Raw genomic sequence first — 2,292 nt, 5'->3', positions numbered from 1 at the left:
CTCTCAGGCTTGATGAAATCACACCTGGGAAACCTCCTTCTAATAGGAGTTATGGCCCTTGTAATATTTGGTGTATACGCAGTCTTAATGAGGTCTGTAAATGGAAGGTTCTACATGTATATAAGAAGGATACAGGAAGGGCCTGGCCAGAGGACGTCTATAAAGGAAAATGTAAAAGCCCAGCCTGATGGGGTGGACCTAGAAAGGGAGGCAAGTCTAGACCTACTTAGAGAGTCAAAAGTGGCCGGTCAAAACGACAAGACTTCTAAGGCCAAGAAGGACAAGAATGATGCTTGCTCGAGTCTAGGGGTAAGCCTATTCAAGTACAATTTAGGTCTGATAAATGATCCTACTGTAATTACACAGTCAATTGTTATGACCTGTATTATGCCAATATTCGTCCTACTTCCTAGCTTTTTAAATTCTGGTGGAGATGGGAACTTTTTAAGTATAATGAGAGACAATAGTGGTCTGGCATCAGCCTTAATAGCACTTGTGGTGGCCATATTTACTAATGCTATGTCAACTAGTTTGCCAAGTATAATAGTGTCCTTGGACAGGGAAAACTACAACTATATAAAGAGTCTACCTATTAGCAGAAAAAAATATTTTATGTCCAAGCTAATATTCTCTATAGCTGTAAATTCTATACTTCCTTTGCTGATGCTAGTTGGTGCCTACATATATATAGGTATACCAGTCCTTGATATAGTTTATGCCCTAGTACTATTTATAATTATGGTAGTATCTATATCTTCATTATGGCTGATTTATGACTTCAAAAATATTGTTACAGACTGGCAAAATGTATCTGATATATATGGCAGGATGAATAAGGCCGTGGGATTTTTACTTACATTTTTGATATTCTTTGTATGTATGATTCTTGTAATTTTCCTAGGCTTCATAGTAAGTCTTGGTTTCGGAGCCCAGATTAGGACTGCATTTACAATATTGTCACTTGCATTTGCAGCATTCTCCATATCTAGGGTGATTAATTTTACAAAAAAAGCAAACTACTAGGTGGGATAGGAGGACTATCTATCCTAGCTAAGAAGATGGGTACAGGCTCTTAACCTATAAGGAGCCTGTACCCTATTTTTATAAAAAATGAAATTTGGTTGCATTTGCAATGTTGTTTTCATTTCTTTTAGTGTATAGTATAGGTAAGGTATAATGTAAGTAAAAATAAAAGACAAAAAGTATATAAAATATTTAGCTTAGTTAAAATTAGGAGGTAGTTTTATGAACAAGTATTTTTCAATAAATGACAAGATATATGATATAGTGGAAAAGAATCCAAGGGCTTTAGACTTCTTGACAGCCAATGGCTTCGAACAGTTTATGGACCAGTCTATATTTGATAAGATGGCCAAGACTGTAAGTCTATCAATGGCCCTTAAACTAAAGAGGATGAACGTAGACCTTTACGAGGAAAGATTGGTTTCCTATCTAGAAAGTGAGTCTACAAGTGTAGACAAGGACTTAATTGAAGAGGTTAAGACATCTAAGTCAGATATAAATGTTGAGGGTGTCCTACCTTGCCCAATCAGGATACCACTTTTAGAAGGCTTTGAAATGTGGCTAAAGGACAACAGAGACAAGTATGCCTACTCTATAGGCTATGAATTGAAGTCTGCCAACCTTGGTCTTGACTGGATTAAGGACCAGGTAAAGACTGGTGATGTAGACCAGATACCGGATATCCTGATGTCAGCAGGCTTTGACCTATTTTTTGATAGGGAATTGATGGGCCAGTACCTAGACAAGGATGTATTTGAAGCAGCAACTGATGAGATGAACAAGGACTTCTGTAATGATTATATTGACCTAAGAGACCCAAGCAAGAAGTACCTTATAACTGGTGTAGTTCCAGCAGTTTTTTTGGTAAACCTTGACGAATTAAATGGTAGAGAGGTGCCTAAGACGTGGGATGATATCTTGAGTCCAGAATTTGAAGACTCTGTAGCAGTTCCAATGGGAGACCTAGACCTATTTAATGCCCTAGTAGTCAACCTATACAAGGAATACGGTATGGATGGTATTACTAGGCTGGCTAGGTCCTACAAGAAGAGCCTACACCCAGCCCAGATGGTAAAGGCTAAGTCTAAGGGTAAGTCAGAAAACCCAGCAGTAAGTATAATACCATACTTCTTCACACAGATGATTCAGGGCAACAACCAGGTGGCAGTTTGGCCTGAGGATGGGGCAGTAATAAGTCCAATATTTATGATAGCCAAGAAGGACAAGAAGGAAAAGACTCAGCCAATTATAGACTTCTTTATGTCTGAA

At 38.1% G+C, this 2,292-nt stretch carries 2 protein-coding genes; both read left to right on the top strand.

Features of this window, described 5'->3' with window-relative positions; translation table 11 throughout:
- Positions 1-1,023 (top strand): ABC transporter permease (locus tag ACW6OJ_RS06235; protein ID WP_456096048.1); only part of this gene is annotated, 1,023 nt, incomplete at its 5' end.
- A gap of 222 nt (positions 1,024-1,245) precedes the next feature.
- A partial coding sequence (locus tag ACW6OJ_RS06230) for an ABC transporter substrate-binding protein (RefSeq protein ID WP_456096047.1) occupies positions 1,246-2,292 on the top strand: 1,047 nt, incomplete at its 3' end.

It is taken from the genome of Peptostreptococcus sp., assembly GCF_977045075.1.
Note: the sequence above shows the minus strand (reverse complement) of the source record. Positions and strands in the feature narration are given on the sequence as shown.